19 protein-coding genes are annotated in these 18911 nt (G+C 61.9%); 7 read left to right on the top strand and 12 right to left on the bottom strand.

The annotated features are described in order from the left end of the window. Positions 1–389: 389 nt before the first annotated feature. From FHS09_RS21575 to FHS09_RS21550, 6 genes are all read left to right on the top strand, one after another. Positions 390–1583, top strand: a complete 1194-nt coding sequence (locus FHS09_RS21575) for a saccharopine dehydrogenase family protein (RefSeq protein ID WP_183463844.1) — start codon at positions 390–392, stop codon at positions 1581–1583. 65 nt (positions 1584–1648) lie between these two features. Beyond that, complete coding sequence (gene nspC, locus FHS09_RS21570) at positions 1649–2842, top strand: carboxynorspermidine decarboxylase (protein ID WP_183463842.1); 1194 nt, start codon at positions 1649–1651, stop codon at positions 2840–2842. 113 nt (positions 2843–2955) lie between these two features. Then, on the top strand, positions 2956–3822 hold the full coding sequence (gene speB / locus FHS09_RS21565; protein ID WP_183463840.1) for an agmatinase: 867 nt from the start codon (positions 2956–2958) through the stop codon (positions 3820–3822). Positions 3823–4216: 394 nt separating this feature from the next. Then, positions 4217–4837 carry a DUF6515 family protein gene (locus FHS09_RS21560; protein WP_183463838.1) on the top strand — a complete coding sequence of 207 codons (621 nt, stop codon included), beginning with the start codon at positions 4217–4219 and terminating at the stop codon, positions 4835–4837. Positions 4838–5083: 246 nt separating this feature from the next. Continuing rightward, complete coding sequence (locus FHS09_RS21555; RefSeq protein WP_183463836.1) at positions 5084–5848, top strand: SDR family NAD(P)-dependent oxidoreductase; 765 nt, start codon at positions 5084–5086, stop codon at positions 5846–5848. A gap of 246 nt (positions 5849–6094) precedes the next feature. After that, positions 6095–6811, top strand: coding sequence for a FadR/GntR family transcriptional regulator (locus FHS09_RS21550; RefSeq protein ID WP_183463834.1), 717 nt, complete (start codon positions 6095–6097; stop codon positions 6809–6811). A 27-nt stretch (positions 6812–6838) separates the two neighbouring features. On the opposite strand, the gene FHS09_RS21545 is transcribed toward FHS09_RS21550, so the two are convergent. From FHS09_RS21545 to FHS09_RS21495, 11 genes are all read right to left on the bottom strand, one after another. Beyond that, positions 6839–7921, bottom strand: a complete 1083-nt coding sequence (locus FHS09_RS21545) for a winged helix-turn-helix domain-containing protein (protein WP_183463832.1) — start codon at positions 7919–7921, stop codon at positions 6839–6841. A gap of 190 nt (positions 7922–8111) precedes the next feature. Beyond that, positions 8112–9554, bottom strand: coding sequence for a replicative DNA helicase (gene dnaB, locus FHS09_RS21540; RefSeq protein WP_183463830.1), 1443 nt, complete (start codon positions 9552–9554; stop codon positions 8112–8114). Between the two features lie 179 nt (positions 9555–9733). After that, the gene (gene rplI / locus FHS09_RS21535) at positions 9734–10180 is read right to left on the bottom strand and encodes a 50S ribosomal protein L9 (protein WP_183463828.1); all 447 of its coding nucleotides are present in this window, start codon (positions 10178–10180) and stop codon (positions 9734–9736) included. A 36-nt stretch (positions 10181–10216) separates the two neighbouring features. Continuing rightward, positions 10217–11047: a hypothetical protein gene (locus FHS09_RS21530; RefSeq protein ID WP_183463826.1), complete on the bottom strand. Its 831-nt coding sequence runs from the start codon at positions 11045–11047 to the stop codon at positions 10217–10219. Between the two features lie 55 nt (positions 11048–11102). Continuing rightward, positions 11103–11333 carry a 30S ribosomal protein S18 gene (gene rpsR / locus FHS09_RS21525; RefSeq protein ID WP_067084304.1) on the bottom strand — a complete coding sequence of 77 codons (231 nt, stop codon included), beginning with the start codon at positions 11331–11333 and terminating at the stop codon, positions 11103–11105. A gap of 12 nt (positions 11334–11345) precedes the next feature. Beyond that, on the bottom strand, positions 11346–11804 hold the full coding sequence (rpsF, locus tag FHS09_RS21520; RefSeq protein ID WP_183463824.1) for a 30S ribosomal protein S6: 459 nt from the start codon (positions 11802–11804) through the stop codon (positions 11346–11348). 218 nt (positions 11805–12022) lie between these two features. Further along, positions 12023–12679 (bottom strand): hypothetical protein, encoded by a 657-nt coding sequence (locus tag FHS09_RS21515; protein WP_183463822.1) that lies wholly within the window; start codon positions 12677–12679, stop codon positions 12023–12025. Positions 12680–13244: 565 nt separating this feature from the next. Continuing rightward, positions 13245–14555 (bottom strand): tetratricopeptide repeat protein, encoded by a 1311-nt coding sequence (locus FHS09_RS21510; protein ID WP_183463820.1) that lies wholly within the window; start codon positions 14553–14555, stop codon positions 13245–13247. Between the two features lie 84 nt (positions 14556–14639). Next, positions 14640–15155 (bottom strand): hypothetical protein, encoded by a 516-nt coding sequence (locus FHS09_RS21505; protein WP_183463818.1) that lies wholly within the window; start codon positions 15153–15155, stop codon positions 14640–14642. Between the two features lie 35 nt (positions 15156–15190). Beyond that, entirely contained in the window at positions 15191–15820 is a 630-nt protein-coding gene (locus FHS09_RS21500; RefSeq protein WP_183463816.1) for an anti-sigma factor, read from the bottom strand. 20 nt (positions 15821–15840) lie between these two features. Next, entirely contained in the window at positions 15841–16410 is a 570-nt protein-coding gene (locus tag FHS09_RS21495; RefSeq protein WP_183463814.1) for an RNA polymerase sigma factor, read from the bottom strand. Between the two features lie 374 nt (positions 16411–16784). Here FHS09_RS21495 and FHS09_RS21490 point away from each other — a divergent pair, with 374 nt between their 5' ends. Continuing rightward, the gene (locus FHS09_RS21490; RefSeq protein ID WP_183463812.1) at positions 16785–17522 is read left to right on the top strand and encodes a 2OG-Fe(II) oxygenase; all 738 of its coding nucleotides are present in this window, start codon (positions 16785–16787) and stop codon (positions 17520–17522) included. 11 nt (positions 17523–17533) lie between these two features. Here the strand turns inward: FHS09_RS21490 and FHS09_RS21485 are convergent, their stop codons facing one another. Then, positions 17534–18349, bottom strand: coding sequence for an isocitrate lyase/PEP mutase family protein (locus tag FHS09_RS21485; protein WP_183463810.1), 816 nt, complete (start codon positions 18347–18349; stop codon positions 17534–17536). Between the last annotated feature and the right edge of the window lie 562 nt (positions 18350–18911).

Genomic DNA, 18911 nt, shown 5'->3' with positions numbered 1-18911 from the left:
CCACCCCCCCCCCCCCCCCCCCCCCCCCCTCCCCCCCCCCCCCCCCCCCCCCCCCACCCCCCCCCCCCCCCCCCCCCCCCCCCCCCCCCCCCCCCCCCCCCCCCCCCCCCCCCCCCCCCCCCCCCCCCCCCCCCCCCCCGCCGGTCAGCGCCCCCTCCCCCGGCCCCTCCCCCGCAAGCGGGAGAGGGGAGAGTAGTTACTACGAAACTTGATCCGAAGGCCCTGATGCCGGGGGAAGTTTGCGGGACCTTCTGCGGCCATGGACGGCCGCGGAGAGCGTACAGGGATGTATTCACAGCGTGTCCCGCAAACTTCCCCCGGCAGCAGGGCCGCCACCGGCCTCTCTTACTGGCACGAGGGAGGTGGGTAGTTACTATAAGGAGATTTTTATGGCCAATGTACTGATTATCGGCGCCGGTGGCGTCGGCCAGGTGGTCGCGCACAAGTGCGCGCAGGTACCGGAGGTATTCGAGAAGATCACCCTGGCCAGCCGCACCAAGAGCAAGTGCGACAAAATCGCCGAGATGCTGCCGCGCAAGATCGACACCGCGCAGGTGGACGCGGACCACGTGGGCGAAATGGTGGCGCTGATCGAGAAGGTCAAGCCGGATATGGTGATCAACGTGGCTCTACCCTATCAGGACCTGCACATCATGGACGCCTGCCTGGAAACCGGCGTGCACTACCTGGACACCGCCAACTACGAGCCGCCGGAAGAAGCCAAGTTCGAATACAAGTGGCAGTGGGCCTACCACGAAAAATTCGAGAAAGCCGGCCTGATGGCGCTGCTCGGCAGCGGCTTCGACCCGGGCGTGACCAGCGTGTTCACCGCCTACGCGAAGAAGCACCACTTCGACCGCATCAAGACCCTGGATATTCTCGACTGTAACGCCGGCGACCACGGCCTGCCGTTTGCCACCAACTTCAATCCCGAGATCAATATCCGCGAGATCACCGCCAACGGCCGCTACTGGGAAAACGGCGAGTGGGTCACCACCAAGCCGATGGAAGAAAAGCGGGTTTTCGACTTCCCGGAAGGCATCGGCGAAAAGGATATTTATCTCCTCTACCACGAGGAACTGGAATCCCTCAGCAAGCACTTGCCGGAAATCGAGCGCGCACGTTTCTGGATGACTTTCTCGCCCAACTATTTGAAACACCTGGAAGTGCTGCAGAACGTCGGCATGACCAGCATCGAACCGATCGAATTCCAGGGCCAGGAAATCGCGCCGATCCAGTTTCTGAAAGCGCTGCTCCCCGACCCGGCCAGCCTGGGCCCCCTGACCAAGGGCAAGACCTGCATCGGCAATATCATCCGCGGCAGCAAGGATGGACAGGAAAAAATCTACTACGTCTACAATATCTGCGACCATCAGGAGTGCTACAAGGAAGTGCAGTCCCAGGCCATCTCCTACACCACCGGCGTGCCAGCGATGATCGGCGCCAAAATGATGCTGGAAGGCAAATGGATGAAGCCCGGCGTGTGGAACATGGAACAGATGGACCCGGACCCGTTTATGGCCGACCTCAACCAGTACGGCCTGCCATGGCAGGAGACCTGGCTGGACAAGCCGTTCCGATAACCCGATAGTTTCTGGACACCGGCTGTCCACTGAGCCTGAATCACGCAAAACACAATTATCAGCCTATGGACCTGACCCCTCGAATAGACTACTTCGGCAGTTTCGACCCCAGTCGGGTGCCTTCCCCCTGTTTCGTCGTCGACGAAAGAGCGCTGCGCGAAAACCTGGAAGTGCTGGCGGATGTGCAGAAACGCAGCGGCGCCAAGGTGCTCGCGGCGTTGAAAGCCTTCTCCATGTTCAGCATCGGCCCCATCGTCGCCGAGTACCTGTCCGGCACTGCCGCCTCCGGCCTGTTCGAAGCGAAACTGGGTTTCGAGGAGTACGGCGGCCGCGACCTCGGCAAAGAAGTGCATGTGTTCAGCGCCGGCTACAAGGAAAGCGAACTGCGGGAAATCCTGCAATTCGCCCACCATGTGATTTTCAATTCCTTTTCCCAGTGGAAGCGCTACAAAGATCTGTGCCTGGAAATGCAGAACGAAAGGCCGGAACTGCGTTTCGGCCTGCGCATCAATCCGGAACACTCCGAGGGACACACAGACCTCTACGATCCCTGCGCGCCCTGTTCGCGCCTGGGCATAGTGCGCTCACTGTTCGACGGCGAGGATCTCCACGGCATCAGCGGCCTGCACTTCCACACACTGTGCGAGCAGGATTTCAAACCGCTGGAGCGCACCATCGCCGCGGTGGAGGACAAATTCAAAGACCTGATCCCGCAGATGGAATGGATCAATTTCGGCGGCGGCCACCATATCACCCGCTGTGACTATCAGGTCGACGAACTGGTAAACGCGGTGCGCACTTTTGCCGACAAACATAAGGTGCAGGTTTACCTGGAACCCGGCGAGGCGATTTCGCTGTTCGCCGGCGTACTGGTGGGCGAAGTGGTGGATCTCACCTGGAACGGCCGCAACCAGGCGATCCTCGACACCTCCGCCACCTGCCATATGCCGGACGTGCTGGAAATGCCCTATCGCCCGGAAATCACCGGCGCCGCCCGCCCCGGCGAACTGCCCCACGATTACCGCCTGGGTGGCCAGAGCTGCCTGGCCGGCGACAGCATCGGCGAGTACAGCTTCGCCGATCCGCTGAAAGTCGGCGACCGACTGGTGTTCGAGGAAATGGCCTACTACACCATGGTGAAGACCAATACCTTCAACGGCATACCGCTGCCGGCGATCGCGCTGTGGAATTCGAAAACCGACGAGCTGGAAATTATCAAAGAGTTCGGCTACGGGGACTTCAAGGGCCGCCTTTCATAATTCGGGACTCGGGACTCGGGACTCGGGACTCGAAAGAATAGCTCCCCTCTCCCGCTTGCGGGAGAGGGGCCGGGGGAGAGGGGCCGGGGGCCGCTCCCACAAGGGGTCAATTCATGGACGACGAGAAAACCATTTTCCTGGGCTCGGAAATCGAACAACCCAGACCGGAAGAGGCCCTGTTTCATATCCTGCCGATTCCCTACGAGGCCACGGTGTCCTACGGCGGCGGCACCGGCAAGGGCCCGGCGGCGATTATCGAGGCCTCGCAACAACTGGAAACCTTCGACAACTTCTCTTCCCCCTGCGAACTGGGCATCTATACCCGCAATGCGGTGGACGTCTCCGGCAAGCCCGAGCAGGTGATGGACAATATCACCGCGGCCACTCGCGAGATTCTCGAGCTGGGCAAAATGCCGGTGGGCATCGGCGGCGAGCACTCGGTGACCTGGGGCGTGATCAAGGGTTACCTGGACGCGGGTGTAGAGGACTTCGGCGTGGTGCAGATAGACGCCCACGCGGACCTGCGCGACCGCTACGAGGGTGAAAAGCACAGCCACGCCAGTGTGATGCGCCTGGTGGTTGAGGCCGGCATTCCGCTGTTCCAGTTGGGTATCCGCGCCTACTGCGAGGAGGAGATGGGCGCGCGCGACAAGTACGGCGTGCACTACCTGGACGCCCACCAACTGGTGCCCACCAACGTGCAGGAGTTCGAGCTGCCGGAGGATTTCCCCAGAAAGGTGTTCTTCACCCTGGACGTAGACGGCATAGACCCGTCGGTTTTCCCCTCCACCGGTACTCCGGTGCCCGGCGGCCTGGGCTGGTACCAGACCCTTAACCTGTTCGAATCAGTAGCCAGGCAGCGGGAGATTATCGGCTTCGACCTGCTGGAATTCGCCCCTATCGAGGGCTTCCACGCCTACGACTTTGCCGCCGCGCAACTGCTGTACAAGCTGATGGGAATCGTGCAGCGCAATCGCTGACGCATTTTGTAGGAGCGGCCGCTGGCCGCGATCGGTATCGGGTAAGAGTGATAGGCCCTATGCGAAGGCACTGCTGCCGGGGGTTATTTGCGGGGCCTTCTGCGGCCATGGATGACAGCGGAGAGCGTACAAGGATGTGTTCACAGCGTGTCCCGCGAATAACCTCCGGCAGCAGGGCGGCCCGATCATAACTACGAAGCGAATTCGATCGCGGCCAACGGCCGCTCCTACACAGGCCCCTCAAGTACATCGATGACCCTGTGGTCCGCGGATACGCTCCAGCGACCACCCGGCCGGCGTCCGTTTGACATTTCTTAACGCGCAGGCGTGGCGCTCCCGCCCCGAAAGGGGTTAATATTTAAACGATGTAAGTAATTACTTAGCAGGAAAGGCTGTGAAAACGTTAAAAACTCTGATTGGCGCCGCGGCAATCGTGGCGCTGGGGGCATTCGCCTTCACCCCACCCGCTGACGCGCGAACACCCGGCCATCAGCGCCACGGCTACGGCTATCACCACCACTACAGACACGACCACCGTTACAGGCACGGCCACCGTTACCGTGGACCGCGGGTATCCATCGGCTTCAGCGCGCCGATTCTGCCATTCGGCCACATGAGCCTGGCAGTGGGCGGCCGCCCCTATTACTACCACAGTGGCTATTTCTACCGTCCGGCACCGGCGGGCTACGTGGTGGTTTCCGCCCCCCTGGGTGCCTCGGTGATGTCGCTGCCGGCCAGTGCGGTGCGGCTGGAGATCGGTGGCGCCACCTACTACCAGTACGCAGATGCCTACTACCAATGGCATCCAGCCAGCCGCGGCTATGTGGTGGTCCCGCCGCCGGTGACCGTGGCCAGCACCTCTTCCGACTATACCCCGGGAGAAGTCGTGGAGACCCTACCCCCCGGCTACACCGCGGAGATCGTCAACGGGGTGCAGTACTACCGCTACGGCAGCGACTACTTCCTCCCGACCCAGCGGGATGGCAGGGAAGTCTACGTGGTGGTGAGGATCTGAGAGAACACGGCTTTCATAGCCACTGATCGCGGCCAGCGTCTGCTCCTACAGTAGGAGCGGCCGCTGGCCGCGATCGGTTTAACCACCCTCCCCCAGCCCCCCGATAACGGAAGTCGTTTGGAGGTTGCCCTACTTTATGTTTGTTGGAAACGGACAGAAACCGCTTGGCAGGCCCTTACCATCAATTTATCATATAAATATGGATAAAATCATAAAGGGAAGGCCATACAGGGGGAAAGCACAGCGATGGCAGTAACGACCTATTCCGATCTCAAAGACACCTCGGTCTTTATCACCGGCGGCGGCTCCGGTATCGGCGCCGCCTTTGTGCGCGCCTTTGTCGCCCAGGGGGCGCGAGTCGCCTTTGTGTCCCTGGACGCGGACAAGGCCGAGCGCCTGTGCGACGACATAGAAGCCCAATCGGGTGTGCGGCCCTTCTATCGAAGCTGCGATATCTCCGATGTGGACCACCTCAAGGCCTGCGTGGCGGAGTCGGTACAGGAGATAGGACCCATCGACGTACTGATCAACAACGCCGCCCGCGACACCCGCCACACCCTCGACGAATTCACCCCCGAGGACTGGGACCAGTCCATCAACACCAACCTGCGCCCCCACTTCTTTACCGCCCAGGCGGTAGCGGCGGGTATGCGCGAGAAAGGGCTGGGCAGCATCATCAACGTGGGCTCCAACTCCTCCCTGCTGGGACTGAGCGGTTACCCGGCCTATGTCACCGCCAAGGCGGCGATCATCGGCCTCACCAAGGCACTGGCGCGGGAGCTGGGGCCGGACAATATCCGCGTTAACGCCCTGATTCCCGGCTGGGTGATGACCGAGCGGCAGAAGGAACTGTGGGTGACCCCGGAGGCATTGCAGGAGTGCCTCGACCAACAGTGCCTGAAAGACACCATTTCCGAGGAGGATTGCGCAAATTCGGCACTCTTCCTCGCCTCCCTGGCGTCGAGGATGATCACCGGCCAGTCCCTGGTGATCGACGGCGGCCGGGTGTAGAGGGAGACGCCTCCGGCCACTGGCGAATGCCGTGGCCCGGAGGCGGGAACCCTGCCGGGCAGAGATCTCTCACCTGATTCCAGCATCATCTTCGAAACGATGGCGAAATATCGTGATATCATCGCCAAATCACCCGACCACTCCTCCGAACACCGACAGCTAGACTCGAACTATCGTACCGGGGGTAGCCGTGGCCATTGTGTAGATTTATCATATGAATATTCACTCCACGGACCGACGTATAAGATGGATAGAGAACAGAATGGGCGCAATCTAACCCAGCAACTGGTGCACACCCTCGGGGCGGCCATCGCCAGCGGTCGCTACAAGGTCGGCGAGGGCCTGCCCTCCGAGGCTCACCTGTGCGAGGAGTTCGGCATCAGCCGCAGCGCCACCCGCGAGGCGATCAAGATGCTCACCGCCAAGGGACTCATCAGCTCGCGTCCGCGCCAGGGCATCCGCGTACAACCGCGGGAAACCTGGAACATGTTCGACCCGGATGTACTCGGCTGGATATTGCGCGGCCAGCCCACCCTGGAAATGCTCAAGGAGTTCCTGCAACTGCGGGTGGCCATCGAACAGGAAGCGGCCGCGCTGGCGGCGGAAGACCAGGACAGGCCCAAGATCGCCGCAATCGGCGCAGCCTTACGGCGGATGAAAGACGCAGAAGAGGGACTCGGTGATTCGGTGGACGCGGACATCGCCTTCCATATCAGCATACTCAAGGCCACCAACAATCCCTTCTATATGCAGCTCTCCAGCTTTATTGAGACGGCGCTGCGGGTGAGCATCCGCTTCACCAACCGCATCAAGGGGGTGGAGACGGCCAGCTACAAGAACCACAAGCGGCTCTACGACGCCATCGACCAGGGCAATGTGCGGGCCGCGCGCAAGGCCTCGGACACAATGCAGATAGAGGCGCTTGAGCTGATCAAGAGCGAACTGGCGAACAAGGTGGCCTAGAATTACGCAGGGTTCGCGCGGCGCACCCTACAGGGCCTGGGCTTCCAGGCCGTGGAAACGGGCAAAGCCCGCCAGGGCACGGGTAAAACTGGCCTTCAACGCCGCGCCCGGGTCCGCCTTCCAGTGCAGGGATTTGATCCGCAACAGCCCGGCCTCCCGATCCGCCTTCAAATCCGCCACCCCGGCAAATTTATCCCCGTACAGAATCGGCAGGCAGAAATAGCCGTAGCGCCGCTTGTGGGCGGGCAGGTAGCACTCCAGCTGGTAGTCGAAATCGAATAGCCTTTTCAGCCGCTTGCGCTGCAATACCAGCGGATCGAAGGGGGACAGCAGGCGCGCCCGCCGCGCCGGCCTGGCTGGCATCGGCCGCCCGTCCTCCGCCAGTATCAGCTCCCTCCCCAGCGGCATCAGTTCGCCGCTTTTCAGCATGGCGTCCACCGCGCGTTTGACCAGCGGCTTGTCGTGGCGGCGCAGGTAGGCGATCTCCTCCGGCCGGCCCACTCCCTGGCAGCGCAGGAAAGTGCGCACCAGGTGGCGGCCGTAGTCGGCGTCGCTGGCGGTATCGGTGGCGATATGGGAGGGCAGCAGGCGCTCCGGCAGGTCGAAGACTTTCTGGAAGCCGTCGCGGTGGCTCACCATCAGCTCGCCCTCGTGAAACAGCTGCTCCAAGGCTTTCTTTTCATCGGACCACTCCCACCAGCCGCCCTTCCCCTTCACGAAGTCACTGGCCTTGAGCGCGCCCTCGGCGCGCACCCGGTCCAGCACGTGGCGGCACAGTTTGGCGTTCTTCTCAAACCAGTGCCGCTGCCCCTCGCGGACGCGGTCCATGCGCACCCGCGCGTAGCGGTAGCGTTCCATGGGCAGGTAGGCGGCGGCGTGGGACCAGTATTCGAAAATCTCCCGGCGCCGCTCCGCTGTTTGCAGCTGGCTCTCGCGGTAGCGCGGCAGGCGGTTGTAGAGCTGGTGGTGGTGGGCGCGGGTGATGACCTGGATGGCATCCAGCTGCAGTGCGCCCAGATGGCGGATCAGCGCCGGCAGGTCGCCGGGCCAGGGTTTGTGGATATGCTGGCGCTCGATCACCAGCGCGCGGATGATTTCCTCAGACAGCAACTCGAAGCTCCCTTAGGGGTGAACCTTGTATTCGCCCTCCGGCGGGCTTGTGGCCCGCTTGCAGAGCTGGAGCTCCGCGGTCCCAGGTTGGGCGAACACAAGTTCGCCCCTACATCGTGCCGTTGGCCGCCCCGGGAACGCGGAGCTCCAGCTCCGCATGCCGGCCAGCGGCCGGCCATCTCCGATGCGATCAATCTCCCTGGTAGTACTCCGGCGCCAGGTTGTCGAAGCGGGTGTACTTGCCCACAAAGGCGGCGCGGCAGGTGCCGATCTCGCCGTTGCGCTGCTTGCCGATGATCAGCTCAGCCATGCCCTTATCCGGACTGTCTTCGTTGTAGTACTCATCGCGGTAGATAAACAGGATCACGTCCGCATCCTGCTCGATGGCTCCGGATTCCCGCAGGTCGGAGTTCATCGGCCGCTTGTTGGGGCGCTGCTCCACACCGCGGTTGAGCTGGGACAGGGCGATTACCGGGCAATCGTACTCCTTCGCCAGGGCCTTCAAAGACCGCGAGATCTCGGAGATCTCCTGGGTGCGGCCCTCGGTGTTGCCGGCCACCTGCATCAGCTGCAGGTAGTCCACCATGATCATCGCGGGCATGCTTTTGCGCTCGGCCTCCTCGCGGCTGAGCTTGCTGTCCGCCTGCATCAGCCGGTTGGTGTGGTCGCGCACCGTGCGCTTGGTGCGCGCGCGCACTTCGCTGGGGGTCAGAGCCGGGGTGTCGTCGATGTACAGGGCCTTGCCCTTCATCTTCTGCACCGCGCTGGAGAGCTTGGGCCAGTCCTCTTCCTGCAGCTTGCCGTTGCGGATACGGCCCTGGTCGATGCGGCCGATGGAGGACAACATACGCATTACCAGGCTGTCCGAGGGCATCTCCATGCTGAACACTAGGGTCGGGCGCTCCTGGGACAGCATCGCGGTTTCCACGAAGTTGAGCGCCAGCGCGGTCTTGCCCATGGAGGGGCGCGCGGCGAGAATGATCAGCTCCCCCGGCTGCCAGCCGGATGTGCGCTGGTCCAGCTCGGTGAGGCCGGTGCCCAGGCCGGTGATGTCCCCCTCGGATTTGAACAGTTCGTCGATGCGCTCGACGGTCTTCTTGAGCAGCGCATCGACGCCGACAAAGCCCCCCTCCTTGGCGCGCCCCTCGGCGATCTCTGCCACCCGGCGCTCGGCCATCTGCAGCAGGTCGCTGGAGGCCAGGCCACCGGGCTTGAAGCTGGTGCGGCTAATCTCGCCGGCGGCGGCGATCAACTGGCGCAGCATGGAACGCTCGCGCACGATTTTGGCGTAGGCGACGATGTTGGCCGCGGAGGGCGTATTCTCGGCCAGTTCGGCCAGGTAGGCGGGGCCGCCCACCTCCGCCAGCAGGTCGCGGCTGGCCAGCGCCTCCGCCAGGGTGACGATATCCAGCGGCTGCTCGCCGTTTGCCAGCTGCACCATCACCGAGAAGATCACCCGGTGCCTGGCAACGAAGAAATCCTGCTCCCCCAGCTGTTCGGCGACGCTGTCCAGGCGGCTGGAATCCAGCATCAGCCCGCCCAGCACCGACTGTTCCGCCTCTACGGAGTGAGGCAGCGGCGAGGATTCCTCGGTCTGTAGTTCATCTTCGGGGACGGCGTACTCGTCGTGCATAGGGATTTGCTGGTTACCAGAAACAAAGCGGGCGCTGAATCCGCGGGGGAATCAGCGCCCGATTGTAGCGCGACAAATTCGCCCGGAGCGAATTTGGACAGCCGAAGGCTGCCCCCGAAGCGGGCGAGCCACAGGGACGTGGCGAGTCAGTCGCGCCGAGGGAAACAGGCAGAGCCCGCTTACTCGGCTTCGACGATGACCTTAACGGTGGCGATCACGTCCGCGTGCAGCTGTACGTCGACTTCGTACTCGCCCACTTCGCGCAGCGCGCCCTCCGGCAGCTTGACTTCAGCCTTGGTCACTTCCACGCCGGCAGCGGTGATCGCCTCGGCGATATCGCGGGTGCCGATAGAACCGAACAGCTTGCCTTCGTCACCGGCGTTGGCGGTGAGGGTTACAGACATGTCTGCCATCTGGGCGGCGCGGCCTTCGGCTCCGCCGATCTTGGCCGCAGCAGCCGCTTCCAGTTCGGCGCGCTTGGCTTCGAACTCGGCGATATTGGTTTCGGTGGCCGCCACGGCCTTACCGGTGGGCAGCAGGTAGTTGCGGCCGAAACCGGCCTTCACTTCAACGCGGTCACCCACATTGCCCAGTTTGCCGACTTTATCGAGCAGAATAACTTCCATCTCGGTTTCCTCAATTTCAATTTTGTGCGGGACCGCCTATTTGGCGGCGCGTCCGCGAATATCTATCCAGCTATCTATCAACGCCAGTCCACAAAGGAAGCCGGCCAGCGGCAGTGCCGCGATCACCAGCATCACGTACAGGGCCACCAGGGGCCCCCTGCCCCAGCCGCGCCTTGCCACCAGCCAGTGGATCAGCCCGATGCCGGCCACCACCATCGGGAAGGCGACCACCGCACCCCAGAACACCAGGCCCTCGCTCACCAGGCCGAAGACCCACAGCAGCATTCCCGCAGCCGCCAGCGGCAGGGGCATGCGCAACTGGTGAAACTCCTGGCGAAAGCCGCCGGGGTTGTACAGCAGTGCCTGCCACCAGCGGCCCAGCACCAGGGCCAGGGTCACGGTGATCGCCGACACCCAGCTGAGGTAGCCGGTGGCCAGGGGTTCGCTGCCGAACACCTGGCGCAACTGCTCCGCCTGGCCGCCGCCGGAGGCCTCCGCGGCTTCCAGCAGGCTCTGCAGCAGACCGCCACTGAAGTGGGCGGTGAGCAGAATTCCCACTGCCGCCACCGCGGTGACCCCCACCAGCGCGGCACCCCAGGAGCGGGTGCCCCGCAACAGCATTGCACCGCAGAAAACTGCGGCGAAATGACTGGCGGCAAGGCCGGTCATCAGCGGCGACATATAGCCGCCCAGGCTCGCGGCGATCACCGGTAGCAGGGCCCAGGCCAGAACCATCAGGCCGTCACTGCCGCCGCGACGCAGGCTCACCAGGGCCAGCGCCGCCGGGCTGATCAGCGGTATGCCCACCATAGTGATGAGCACCGCGCGCACGCGCCCGCGCATGATGAATTCGGCCAGGGCGCGCACGTCTAGATAGCTTCTCTTGTAAAGCGTCTAAGCACAGAAACCTGGGTTTCCGGGCTTAGGCCTCGTGGCTGTCCGTGTACGGCAGCAGGGCCAGGTAGCGGGCACGCTTGACCGCGGTGGCCAACTGGCGCTGATACTTGGCTTTGGTGCCGGTGATACGGCTCGGAACAATCTTGCCGGTTTCGGAAACGTAGGCTTTCAGGGTATCGAGATCCTTGTAATCGATACGCTTGACGCCCTCGGCGGTGAAACGGCAGAACTTGCGACGACGGAAAAAACGTGCCATCTGATAATCCCCTTACTCTTCGTCTTCAGCGGTATCGGAAGACAGCTCTTCCTCGTCGGAGGAAGATCTGTCTTCTTCCTGCTCGGTGCGCTCGCGGCGTTCGCTACGCTCGCCGCGCTCCGCTCGTGCGGCCTTGCGCTCGCGGCTCTCTTTCTCCGCCTTCATGATCGGGCTTTCTTCGGTGATGGCCTCATCTTCGCGCATCACCAGGTTGCGCAGCACGGCGTCGTTGTAGCGGAAGTTGGTAGTCAGCTCTTCCAGAGCCTCTTCCGTGCACTCGACGTTCATCAGGATGTAGTGGGCTTTGTGGATCTTGTTGATCGGATAGGCCAGACGGCGGCGGCCCCAGTCTTCCAGGCGATGGACCTGTCCACCGCTGTCCTTGATGGTCGCGCTGTAGCGCTCCACCATACCGGGCACCTGCTCGCTCTGGTCGGGATGGACCAGGAATACAATTTCGTAATGACGCATTTTTGCTCCTTACGGGTTAAACAGCCTCCCGGACAGTCCGGTGAGGCAAGGAGAACAACGGGCCTTTGAGGGGCGCATTGCGGGCGGCGTATTCTATGCACTCCCCCCGCTGCTTGCAAGTTGATCAATCCCCCCGGAGGCCACCCCAAACACAAAAATGGCCGGGCGCAGCCGCCCGGCCATTCATACTGCGATATTCGCGGTCTCAGCTTCCGGTATCAGCCAGCTGAAGCTGCCTCTTCGGCATCTTCCATGGCGTCTTCGGCTGCTTCGTTGGCACCTTCCTGCGCCTCTTCAGCAGCTTCCTCAGCGGACTCCTGCGCGTCCTCGGCAGCGTCTTCAACCGCCTCCTGTGCTTCCTCGGCAGCTTCTTCAGCGGCTTCCTGTGCGTCTTTGGCAGCTTCTTCGGCAGCCTCCCGTGCTTCTTTGGCGGTCTCCCGGGCCTCTTCGGCAGCTTCTTTGGCAGCCTCCCGCGCCTCTTCGGCAGCTTCTTCAGCGGCCTCCTGTGCCTCTTCCGCAGCCTCCTGTGCCTTTTCGGCGGCTTCGTCTGCGGCCTCCCGCGCCTCTTCTTCGGATTCGCGTGCCTCTTCCGCCGCGTCGTCCAGCGCTTCCTCGGTGGACTCGTCTATATCGTCTCTCTCGAACTTACCGCGCTGGCGCGCCGCATTGGCGGTGGCCAAGCCGAATGCCGAAGCCTCTTTCGCCACGTCGCTGGCCTCTTCCGGGAGTTCGATCAGCTCCACCGCGTCCTCGACACTACCGTCGGCCTCCACTACGGTCACCGTCACATCCAGGTCGCCGTCGGCAATGGCCGGAATAGCAAACTGCGCGGAGACGAACAGCGACAGAACCATTGTCTTCTTGAATATATTCATTTTTATTGAGCCTCACTTTTCAACTTAGGAAAAAAATTTTCAAATCATTGTCGCCGGGTCGCAGGGGCTGCCGTGCCACCCTGAGCTCCCGACGCACTCGCGACAAGCGCACTGGCGGAATGGGTCAACAGGGCGCGGCCGCTCTGCTCGCGCATCAACTCCAGCTCCCACCCTGCCTGATTGCGCTCCATGCCCGCCTCCTCAATACCGGTTAACACGCTTGGCAGCTGTCAAAGGTTCCCGGATTGGGAATACGGGGCCCGTTGTCGGGGCGGTGGGTCGCTGGCTGGAGGGAAACCGACCGTAATTCAGAGCCTGTTCACAATGTGGCGGGCTGGTTGGGATGTTCTTAGAGGCTGTTTAAAGTCTTCCAAAACGTCGACCTCGGTGCCAGGTCGGGGCCAGATGACTCGCGCCGGGGGCGGCCGGTTATGAGCGACGACCGACAGGGGTGGAGGCAGAAAACGCAGGGAGCAGTTTTCTGCCGGGGGTGTATTCACAGCATGTCCCACCAAGGACCACCCCACCCGGTCGCACTGGGAAATGCAAGGTTATGAAGAGGCCCTCAGAAGACGTACCTCACTCCCAGGCTGGCCTCGGTCTTGTCGTGGGTATAGAGGTCGAAGTTCTCTTCGTTGTCGACGACAGAGACCTTTCCTGCCAGTTGCAGCCGGGGCGACAGTTGCAACTCGGATTCCAGCCAGGACTTCACCCGATCGGCCTCCCGCGCCTCGCGCCGCTGCACGCCGTCGGTATCGGTCAGGCTGTTGCTGCCACCGTATTCGCTGGCCCGGTACTCGACGCCGGCGGACACGACCCAGTTGCTCCGCAACTGCCAGCCCAGCTCCAGGCCGAGGCTGTGCCGAGTGGGTGAATAGCTGTAGAACTCGCCGCCTTCGTTCTCTAGGTCGGCGCGGTCGTCGATATCCAGTCGGTAAAGGGCACTAACCGTGGCCGAGCGCAGCGGCCGCTGCCACTTGGCCTCGAACCGGTGGCGCCAACCGTCCAGATAGGTGTAGTTGCCGCCCCCGCTATAGTGGGAGGGCAGGTAGGCGAGGGTCACCCGGGCACCGCCGAGGCTGCGCTTCAACCTGCCCACCAGCCCGGCTCTGTTTGTGAGTTGTTTCCCGTCCAGGGTGGTGTGTTCCGCGGCAACGCCGAATTCGGTCTGCCAGCCGGCCCATTGCAGGTCCCGCGAGAGGCCCAGGCTGTAGCTGTTGATATCCAGGGAACTGTACTCCCGATAGCGACGACCGTAGCCAAACCCCTGCAACCGCCAGCCGTCACTCGTCGTGCCGTGGAGGCGGTACTGGCCCCAGGCAAACAGCTCCGAATAGACGTCGTCCCCCGCGGATGAATCCAGCTGCAGTTCGTCCCTCAACGCGAAGACATTGTCGTCGTAACCGGCAGAGGCACTGACTATGCCCAGCCAGGGATTGGATTTCGCCCCTCGCGGCTCCGCCGGTGCCAGGGCAGCCAACCTTTTGTTGGCGAGTCGGCGCAACTTGTCCGATTCCGCCTGCGCTTCAATCTCGCGGTAGAAGTGGATTGCTCGATCCTTGCGACCCTGCTTTTCCTCCACCAGCGCCATCTGGAAATACCCCAGGTCCCGCCAGCGGGGAGCCTCCGTCAATTGGCGGAAGGCCAAGCCGGCCTCGTGGTAATTCCCCAGCTTGAAGTGCGTAATGCCGATGTTGTAAATCAGCTTCCCGTCGCTGTTGCCTTTGCGCCGCTCCAGTTCGAACTGCACCAAGGCCTCTTGGTAGTCCCCGTGCTTGAAGGCGGCTGTCCCCCGACTGAAATTATCCTCTGCGTGTACCAGCGATGCACTCAGCAGCCCCCATAGAGAAATCGTTTTTATCGCCTTTGCCAACATTACAATTTTCCGCAGTTTCAAAACAACAAAAAGATGGCCGGGCACAGAACCCGACCACCAAAGCCACTACTAGGGAAGCGCGTATCAACTGCCGGGTAGATTTCCCCGGCCCTTCTCGTCAGCGCCATCGATCACCGAGTCCAGATCGATCGGCAGCTTGTCCTTTACATCGTCGGGAATATTGTCCAGCACATCTTCCGGAATATTTTCCGTACCGCCGCCGGAGAGCCCGTTCTTTACTGCCTCCTCCGCGGCCTCATTGCCGTTTTTAGCGGATTCCCGCGCACTCTTGGCGGCCGCCTTTGCCTGCTCGGCAGCCTCTTTGGCCTCGTTCTTTACTTCGCCGGACTCATCTTTTGCACGCTGGCGGGCGGTGTTGGCGGTGGCCAGGCCAAAAGCGGTACTCTCCTTCGCGACTTCGCTGGCCTGCTCGGGCAGCTGGATGGTGTTCACCGCATCTTCGACGTCTTCATCGGCCTCCACCACGGTCAGGGTGACATCCAGCTCATCGCTGTCGGTTTCATCCTCCGCCTGTGCTGGAACAGCTAACTGCGCCGCGAAAAACAGGGCCAGCACCAGCAACTTTCTTTGCACTTTCATCCGGGAAACCTCGTGTTGTTTCTATGGGAAATCGTTCAGGTCTTCTGTATCGGGGCCGTCGCGGCCCCTCCGGAGGGCCGGAACTGAACCGGCACCCGGAACGTCTTGCGCGCCCCCTCGTGCTCTACTTCGATCAGGATTTCGCCACCGCTTTCCGCACCCTGCAACCGCACCGGCAGGGTGAGCCGGTTAGCTCCGGCGTTCAAATTCGCCTGCCACTCCAGATCCTGCACCCCTGGATAGCCATCCAGCGCAAGGTGGGACGGCAGCGACACCCGGATAACGGCCCCCTCCAACGGGCGGGCGCTGTCGAGGGATACGCTGACCGGCAGCGTCGAGACGATCTGAGGCGCGGCGGACTGCGACGACTGCCAGCGGGGCACCGCCATCATTACCGCCAGCAGCAGACTGGCGGCGGTCGCCAGCTGCCAGCCGCGCAGCCGAGCCTGCGGCTCCACCCGGGACTGCGGAAGCGCCGACCGCAGCACCCGATGCTCGAACCCCTCCGAGGGCTCCGGCGCGGGCATGCTGCGCAGCAGGCGCACTACCCTGAGCTCTTCCGCGTAGTCGCGGCAGCTGGCACACTGGCGCAGATGGTGCAGCAGGCTTCCGCCGTTCTGCTCGCGCATCAGTTCCAGCTCCTGTTTTGCCCGATTGCAATTCATAATCATCTCCTCGCCACCGGTTAACACGCGTGGCAGCCCTCAATGGTTCCCAGTTGCAGCGCCGCTTTCAGTTTTTTTCTCGCACGGTGCAGGCGGGATTTCACGGTCCCCACATTGATCTCCAGGATTTCCGCTACTTCCAGGGCCGAATAGCCCTCCACATCGTGCAACAGCACCACGTCGCGCCAGCCGTCATCCAGCTCCTCCAGCGCCCGGTTCAGGGCCCGCTTCAGTTCCAGCTGATGGAAGTGATTGCGTTCATCCAGAAGGCGCTCCTGAAAGAAAGTGTCATCGCTGCTCCAGGAAACGCTGTCGTCGACCGGCGAATTGAGCCGGCGGCGGTAGAGGTCCACGTAGCGGTGGTAGAGCACCTTGACCAGCCAGGGGCCAGGCTTGTCCAGCGCGACCAACTCTTCCAACCGCGGGAACAGACGGGCCAGTACGTCCTGCACCAGATCCTCCGCTTCCGACTGGTTTTGCGTCCAGCGGTAGGCCATCCGGTACATCAGGCGGATGTGCGGGCGCACCAGGGCGGTAAAGCGGTCCTCCGGCGCCGCGCGCCGGCGGAAAATCTGTATCAGGCCGGTCAAGCCATCACTCCTCTCGCCGATCTCTTCAATCCAATCGGTCTGTTAACACGCAAGACGACCCGAAAAGGTTCCCGAAAATTCAAAATTATTCAAATGAACCTCAGGGCCAGCCTGGCTTGCACCTGTTCGTCCCAAGGGCCCTAACGCAAAATTATTCCAATCAAGCGTCAAAAATCGGAGATTTAATTTTCCTAAACCCATAGTTCGCGTTACAGTAATGCCATCAAAAACTCCATCGGCTTCATTCGCTGGAGTTTAAAAAAACCGGTGACGACACCCGGCCAGTAGGCCGGTTGGACGCCGATCCGGCCTCATTATCCATAGATAACGTTTTGCCGGGTATTTCTGCCAGTTTGGTATTCGGAGTGGAGAGTATGGATTCGCTGATTCTGCTGTTTGAGAATATCGCACCCGCGGAAACCTGCGATCATTTGATCCGGCGCTTTCGCGAGTCCCCAGACAAACAGCCGGGCCGGACTGGCTCCGGAGTGGACCACAGCAAGAAAAACAGTTCCGACCTGTTTATCTCCGATATGGATTCCTGGCGGGATGAGTGTGCCGCGGTAAACAGCCTGGTTTTCCGCGGACTGATGGAGTACTGCCGCCGCTACCCGCACATATTGACCGGCGCCCTCTCACCCTCCTTTTACGATGAAACCAGTCGGGAAGTGCGCAACCTGACCAGCGGGGATATCGGCGGGCTTGGAGAACAGCAGATGCAGCGGCTGGTTTCCGGCATCTACCAGTTGGAGAAGATCAACCTGCAGCACTATGAGAAAGCCAAGGGAGGCTATTACCACTGGCACTCGGAGCACTATCCGCACCCCAGCGACCCGGGGCAAAAATCCCTGCACCGGGTACTTTTCTGGATTCTCTATCTCAACGATGTGGACGAGGGCGGTGAGACGGAATTCTGCTACCAGGGCGCCAAAATCAAACCGCGCAAAGGCAGCCTGATCCTCTCTCCCTGCGGCTTTACTCACACCCACCGCGGCAACGTGCCCGTGTCCGGCGATAAATATATCCTGACTTCCTGGGTCAACTACCGCCCGGCCGGCGAACTGTATGGGCCCCAGCCGAAGGCACAGGCAGCAGAGCCCCTCCGGCAATAACGCCAACAGGCCTATGCAGGGACGGTTTCCCCCGCAAAGGCCTGGTTCAGCGCCTCATAGGTAAGGGTGTGTGCGAACATTGGCTCAGTCTCGCCGCACTCGATAAATCCCCGCGCAACTTCGGCAAGCGAAGCGTAACTGGCCAGAAACGTTGCCGGCCCCGCGCTGAACCGCCTGGCACCCGCTGCAAACAGATCCTCCACCGGCGCCATTCCCGGCAGCATCATAAGATTGAGGGGCATATCCACGCTGGCGGCGACCGCGTGCACCTGATCCACGGCACCCAGCCCCGGAACAAAACCGCCATCGGCGCCCGCATCCCGATACTCCGTCAAGCGCTTTACCGAAAGCGTAACCGCCTCCTCGCCGGTGGCCAGGCCACGCAGATAGACGTCGGTCCTGGCATTGATAAACAACGGCCGGTCTCCCAGGGTGTTGCGTATCGCGCGGATCTTGCGGGAGAGCAATTCGGCTGGGCTCCCGCCATCCTCGATATTGATGCCCACGACACCGCACTGCGCGATTTCAGCAGCCAGCTCCGCCACCTCACTGGGCTCATCGCTGTAACCATCCTCGATATCCACTGTCACCGGTACCCGAGCCGCACGCACAATGCGCCGGACCGCGGATAACAATTCCTCCCGGGGAAGGACGCTGCCATCTGCGTAACCCAGGGACCAGGCCATGGAGGCACTGGAGGTTGCCAGCGCCTGGGCACCGGCTCGCTGGCAGAGCAGCGCGCTGGCGGCGTCCCAGATATTGGCGAGGAGCAGCGGCACCGGTCCCCGATGCAATCCGGTAAATTCTTTGTACCTCGACTGGCTCATAAAGCCCCCTTCAGTTTTTCACGTTTGCAACTCACTGGCTTTGAAAGGCAACTTTATCTTTTCAGAGAGGTGCAGGGCGGCCATTTTCGGAAGTGAACAGCGGCTTGACTACTCTTCTGCTGTACGCTGCCGCATCGCCTCAAACAGACATACGTCGATAGCCACAGAGACATCCAAACTGCTCATCTCTCCGGCCACGGGAATCCCGATCAGGGTGATCGCAATTTCCCGGGTCAGCCGGCACCAGCCCGGCGCTTAGTCGCTTGATATCTGCGGCGCACAGCTCCGATACAGCCGCCAGCCACAGAAGCGCTATCAGGTTTAGGGACATAGACACCTACGAGGCAACTAGGGCCGCCTCATCCAGCCCCGAAACAAAGCCCCCGTTGGTGCCCACATCTCGATTGGACCTGCAGGAGCCATTTTTGTGATACGCGTCACAAATATCCACCAGCATTCAAAATTTCCCTGCACGATTCCCCCAAATCCCCGGATAGGTAAGTCAAGAACGCGGCCCTTAGCCAGGGCGCCCTTAAGCGCCCGCCGCCGCACTACTCTTGAT

Origin of the sequence: Microbulbifer rhizosphaerae (assembly GCF_014191725.1) — a bacterium.
Lineage (GTDB): Bacteria > Pseudomonadota > Gammaproteobacteria > Pseudomonadales > Cellvibrionaceae > Microbulbifer > Microbulbifer rhizosphaerae.
The sequence above is the reverse complement of the archived record's forward strand: the minus strand, read 5'-3'. Positions and strand labels throughout refer to the sequence as shown.